Genomic DNA, 5,207 nt, shown 5'->3' on the forward strand with positions numbered 1-5,207 from the left:
CGCGGCGGCCGCGCGCGCGGGTCGTCGGCCCCACCCGGGCGCGTACGGCCGCGACCAGCGCCACGAGCAGGACCAGCACGAGCAGCACACCGGCGATTCCGCCCGGGGTGGCGTCGGTGAGCGCGGACACCAGCTCACCGAGGCGGGCGCCGATCCAGTCCGTCACCCGCTGCAGCAGGGACGGTTCCGCCTCCCGGTAGACGGGATCGGACAGTTCGGCCCGCGCGGCGCGGCGCGCCTCGTCCCGGCCGGGTTCGACCGGGACGTCGACGGCGGCACCCGCCGCGCGGGGAGCCGGGATCAGCGGGCGGGTCGTGGTCACGCACCTCCCGCCGCGCGGGCGAGCTCGATGTCCAGACCTTCCCGACGCATCCGCTGGTCGATGTAGAGCAGCGCGGTGACCGCCGAGGCGAACGGCACGGTGATGGTCTCCGCCACCGCGCTGCCGAGCTCGGTGATCAGCAGCTCGCCGGTGGTCATCCCGCGCAGCACGGCGTCCGCGTCGACCAGGAAGCTGAACGGCACCTGGATGATCGAGCCGATGATCAACGTGACCAGCAGGGCCACCGCGAGCACGCCGAACACCCGCCACCACGAGCCGCGGACCAGGTCGCGGGAGCGGCCCAGCGCCTGCCCGACGCGACCGCGTTCGAGCACCAGGGCCGGGGTGGCCAGGCTCAGCAGCACGTAGAGCCACACCCCGGGGAGGACGAAGAACAGGCTCGCCACCGACACGGCCAGGGTCACCAGCACGGTGAGCCCGAACAACGGCAGCAGCCGGGGCCGCAGCTCCTCCCACGCCTGCGCCACGGTGATCGGGCTGCCCAGGACCGCCTTGCCGACCACGACGGTGAGCAGTCCGGACAGGAAGGTCTGGGTGAGCATGGTGAGCAGCGCGACGAGCAGGAAGCCGGGCACGCTCTCCCCCAGCACGGTCATCATCTGGTCGAGCTGCTGCTCCGGCGGAGCGGTCTCGTCGATCACCGGCGCGGGCTCGGTGGCCCCGAGCAGCCACAGGTCGGCCGCGAAGAACAGCACCGCCCCGACCAGCGCCACCACGGCGGACGAACCGAACACGACGGCCGCGTGCCGACGCATCGTGGTGATCGCCCCGTCGAGGATCTCGCCGAGCGCCAGGGGCCGCAACGGAATGACGCCCGGTTTGCCCGTCCGGTGGCGGTCCGGGCCCTGGGGATACCGGGGGTACTGTCCGCCGGAGCCCGGGGAGTCGGGATCGGGTGCGGACCAGCCTGTCGAGTCGGTCATGACCGTCATCCTCGCGTGTCGTCGTCGCCGGACGCCTCCAGGGGTGTTCCCGTGAGCCCCGCACAGTGGCCCGGGGGCTCCGTTATGCTGGCGGCCGAGACCGAGCTACCCGCGGGACGACCACATGACACAACCCCCACCGGGGCCGCCACCGCAGGGCCCTCGGCCGGGCCACGGGTACGGCGACGACCGTTTCCCGCACCCCCACCGGCCCGCCCCGCCGCCACCGCCGCGGCGCTCGCACGTCCCACTCGTCGTGGCCTCGGTGGCCGGGGTGCTGGTCCTGGTGCTCGGGCTGGTCGCGGTGGTCACGCTGACCGGCGACGACGAGCGGGACAGGCTCGCCGAACCCGGCCGGGACGACAGCGGTGTGACCCTCCCCACATCCCCCACGGCGCCGTCGTCCCCGCTGTCGACCGACCCGACCCCGTCGGAGACGTCGCCCGGGACCTCGTCCGCCACCCCCTCCCCCTCCGGCGGGGTCGCGCCCCCGGCCCGGCAGGAGGGACCGCGGAAGGTCTACAAGCTGGCCGACCACCCGATCCTGCAGGACCCCGACGCGGGACTGCGCAACCGGGTCTGCGATCTGCCCGCGTGGCGGAGCTCCCCGGACGGGGCCAGGGAGTTCTTCACGGCCGCCCGGCACTGTCTGGACGCGGCGTGGGAACCGTTCCTGCGGGCCTACGACCTGCCGTTCCGGCCGCCGCGGCTGCACTTCCCGTCGAGCGGCAGCTTCGAGACCGAGTGCGGACGGATCAACGTCGGGCTGACCACGGCCGCGTACTACTGCGAGAACGAGCTCTACCTGCCGTTCGACGGCCTGCAGACCGAGCAGTACGGCAACGCGCCCGGCGTGTATCTCGCGTTGTTCGCCCACGAGTACGGCCACCACGTGCAGGAACTCGCCGGGATCATGGACGCCGCCTGGGAACGGATCTACGCGGCGGGCCGGGACAGCCCCGCCGGACAGGAGATGTCCCGGCGCAAGGAGCTGCAGGCGCAGTGCTTCTCCGGGATGTTCCTCGGTGCGCACGTCGACCAGGGCGGCACGATCACCCGCGCGATGTACGAGCGCGCCTGGTACGACCAGGAGACCCGCGGCGACGACACCTCCGGGACCAGCGACCACGGCAGCAACGCCAACTACGCGAAGTGGTGGCGCGCGGGCGCCTACGACAACCGCATCGTCGACTGCAACACCTTCGCCGCCCCCAGCACCGACGTCTCCTGACCCGACGGCGCCCGGTGGGATGCCGTGAAGGCCCCCTTGCCTGCGTGGTGTGCCGTGAAGGGGTCCTTCGCTGCGTGAGACGCAGGGAAGGACCCCTTCACGGCATCACCCGGCGGGGTCAGGCGAGGGCGGGCTTCGGGCCGCGGGCGACGAGGTAGGCGTAGGTGCCGCCGCCCGCGCAGCTCAGCACGAGCAGCGCCATGCCCACGGGACGGCGCAGGTCGCTGGTGCCGGGGGCGGTGGCGGCCAACCGGACGTCCACCGGCCCTCCCCCGGCGGACGACTCCGGGGGTACGGCCACCCGGACCTGCTCGCCCTCGTCGTGCCCGCAGCCGCTCAGGCGTCCGTCCCGTTGCCCGGACCGACCCTCGAAACGCACCGTCTCGACCGCGTCCGGATCACTGCACTCGGCGGGCGCGGTGACCGTGGCCTCCACGATCCGGTGCCGGTCCGCGGGCGGGGCGCCGAACAGCGACGCGCCCGTCCACCAGGCCCCCAGCAGGATCAGCAGTCCCGTCACCGCGGCGACACCGAGGACCTTCCCGGTCAGCGGCGGCATCGGCCGTCGTCGGTGATTCACAGGCGCCCGCACGCGGCCCATGGTTCCAGAACACCGGGGCACTGCCCAGCGATCGGAGGCACGCACAACAGCTGTCCGCGGCCCGACCCGGTGCCCTGACACGGACACGGTTCGACGGATCACGCCCCGCGTCCGGCGGTGGGAACCGGCGGCAGGCTCGCGGCCCCGGGGCCTCAGATCACAGCCCCGGGGGCGGCCACGGGCCTGGGGCGCCAGATCGCGGGCCTGGAGTGGCGACTCGCGGGGCTGGAGTGGCAACTCGCGGGGCTGGGGTGGTGGGGGTTACGGGACGGTCTCCTCGCCGACGGCGACCTTGCGGACGTAGAGGAGGCGGTCGCCGCGTTCGAGGGAGTCGGCCTCGGGGGCGTCCACCCGGTAGAGCACGCCGCCGCGGACCAGCCCGAGCACGATGTCGGGCAGGTGCCGGGGTGAGCCGCCCTCCTCGAACTCCTCGACCGGGCGCTCGGCGATGGCCAGGCCCGTCTCCGGGGTGAGCAGGTCCTCGACCATGTCCACCACCCGCGGGGTGCGGGTGGCGATGCCCAGCAGCCTGCCCGCCGTCTCACTGGACACCACGACCTGGTCGGCGCCCGACTGCTTGAGCAGGTGCACGTTCTCCGCCTCGCGGACCGAGGCCAGGATGCGCGCCTTCGGCGCCAGCTCCCGCGCGGTCAGGGTGACCAGCACGGCCGTGTCGTCCCGGTTCGGCGCCACCACCACGGCGCGGGCCCGCTGGATCCCGGCCACGCGCAACACGTCCGACCGGGTGGCCGAGCCGTGGACCGTGATCAGCCCGCGTGCGCTCGCCGAGTCCAGGGACACCCGGTCGGTGTCGACCACCACGACCTGGCTCGGATCGAGGTCCTCCTCGGCCAACAGCGCGTTCACCGCCGACCGGCCCTTCGTGCCGAACCCGATGACCACGACGTGGTCGCGCACCTGCCGCCTCCACTTCTGCACCCGGAACGCCTGCCGGGACTTCTCGGTCAGTACCTCCAGGGTGGTCCCGATCAGCACGATCAGGAACAACACCCGCAGCGGCGTGACGAGGACGACGTTGACCAGTCGCGCCGAGTCGCTCGACGGCGAGATGTCCCCGTAGCCGGTCGTCGACAGGGACACGGTCGCGTAGTAGAAGGCGTCGAGCAGCGACACCCCGTCCCCGTTCGAGTCGGAGTACCCGTCCCGGTCCAGGTACACGACCACCACGACGACCACCAGCGCGAGCAGCGCGAACAACACACGCCGCGCGATCGCCCGCGCGGGCCCGATCGTGTGAGCGGGCATGTTGATGACGCCGACGAGCGCGTGCCCCGGCTGCTCGGGCAGCCGCTCGTCACCGTTGCGTTTCCAGGGTCGGGCCACGGGAGTCCAGCCTATTCCCCGGACGGCTCCCCGCCAGACGGCGCCTCGCCCGTCGGGACTCCCCGCAGCAACCCGCGCAGACCCTCGGCGTCGAGCAGGTCGACGGGGTGGACGGTCCGCCCCGGGCGTACGTAGTGGAACGCCGCGCGCACCTTCTCCAGCGGCGCCCCGGACAGCCCCGACCACGCCAGCCGGTAGGCCGCGAGCTGCACCGACAGCGCGCGCATCCGGTCGGCGTCGGGGACCGCGCCGGTCTTCCAGTCCACCACGGTCCATCCGCCGTCGGCGTCGGCGAACACGGCGTCCATCCGCCCGCGCACGGTGACCCCGTCGACGTCGGTGGAGAACGGGACCTCGATCTCGTGCGGCGTCCGCCCGGCCCACGGACTCGCCTCGAACGCCTCCCGCAGCGCGGCGAGATCCCCGTCGTCGGCGTCGGCGTCCGGCCCGTCCACATCGGCCGACCCGGGGAGGTCGTCGAGGTCGAGCAGGCGGTCCCCGGCGAAGCGGCGCTCCAGCCAGCCGTGGAAGGCGGTGCCGCGCCGCACCGGGGCGTTCGGCGGGAAGGGCAGTGGTCTGCGCAGTCTGCGGGCCAGTGCTTCGGGGTCGTCGGCCAGTTCGACGAGTTGGCTCACCGACAACTTGCCGGGCAGGGCGATGTCCGCGCCGCCGTCGCGGGCCCGGGCGCGCTCGGCCAGCAGCACGTCGGTGTCGGCGATCCACCCGTCCGGGTCGGCCACGCCGTCCGTGCCGTCCGGGTCCGTG

At 73.6% G+C, this 5,207-nt stretch carries 5 protein-coding genes and 1 pseudogene; 1 reads left to right on the forward strand and 5 read right to left on the reverse strand.

Going from position 1 to position 5,207, the window contains the following annotated elements; all coding sequences use genetic code 11:
* Both ACTIR_RS26440 and ACTIR_RS0108490 read right to left on the reverse strand, forming a co-directional pair.
* A pseudogene (locus ACTIR_RS26440) lies at nt 1-322 on the reverse strand (hypothetical protein); the annotation flags it as partial.
* Complete coding sequence (locus ACTIR_RS0108490) at nt 319-1,266, reverse strand: hypothetical protein (protein WP_026453945.1); 948 nt, start codon at nt 1,264-1,266, stop codon at nt 319-321. The pseudogene ACTIR_RS26440 and the gene ACTIR_RS0108490, both read right to left, overlap by 4 nt.
* A gap of 124 nt (nt 1,267-1,390) precedes the next feature.
* On the opposite strand from ACTIR_RS0108490, the gene ACTIR_RS0108495 reads away from it, so the two are divergent.
* Entirely contained in the window at nt 1,391-2,497 is a 1,107-nt protein-coding gene (locus ACTIR_RS0108495) for a neutral zinc metallopeptidase (protein ID WP_026453946.1), read from the forward strand.
* A gap of 118 nt (nt 2,498-2,615) precedes the next feature.
* Here the strand turns inward: ACTIR_RS0108495 and ACTIR_RS0108500 are convergent, their stop codons facing one another.
* The 3 genes from ACTIR_RS0108500 to ACTIR_RS22405 form a co-directional block, all read right to left on the reverse strand.
* On the reverse strand, nt 2,616-3,056 hold the full coding sequence (locus ACTIR_RS0108500; RefSeq protein WP_026453947.1) for a hypothetical protein: 441 nt from the start codon (nt 3,054-3,056) through the stop codon (nt 2,616-2,618).
* Nucleotides 3,057-3,359: 303 nt separating this feature from the next.
* Complete coding sequence (locus ACTIR_RS0108505; protein WP_026453948.1) at nt 3,360-4,442, reverse strand: potassium channel family protein; 1,083 nt, start codon at nt 4,440-4,442, stop codon at nt 3,360-3,362.
* An 11-nt stretch (nt 4,443-4,453) separates the two neighbouring features.
* A partial coding sequence (locus ACTIR_RS22405; protein ID WP_034239072.1) for a RecB family exonuclease occupies nt 4,454-5,207 on the reverse strand: 754 nt, incomplete at its 5' end.

This window comes from Saccharomonospora iraqiensis subsp. iraqiensis (assembly GCF_000430445.1).
GTDB lineage: Bacteria > Actinomycetota > Actinomycetes > Mycobacteriales > Pseudonocardiaceae > Saccharomonospora > Saccharomonospora iraqiensis.

What these genes read in the sequence shown, in the direction of transcription:
- ACTIR_RS0108490 (WP_026453945.1), bottom strand. Translation starts at nt 1,266, where the DNA reads ATGACCGACTCGACAGGCTGGTCCGCACCCGATCCCGACTCCCCGGGC.
- ACTIR_RS0108495 (WP_026453946.1), top strand. Translation starts at nt 1,391, where the DNA reads ATGACACAACCCCCACCGGGGCCGCCACCGCAGGGCCCTCGGCCGGGC.
- ACTIR_RS0108500 (WP_026453947.1), bottom strand. Translation starts at nt 3,056, where the DNA reads ATGCCGCCGCTGACCGGGAAGGTCCTCGGTGTCGCCGCGGTGACGGGA.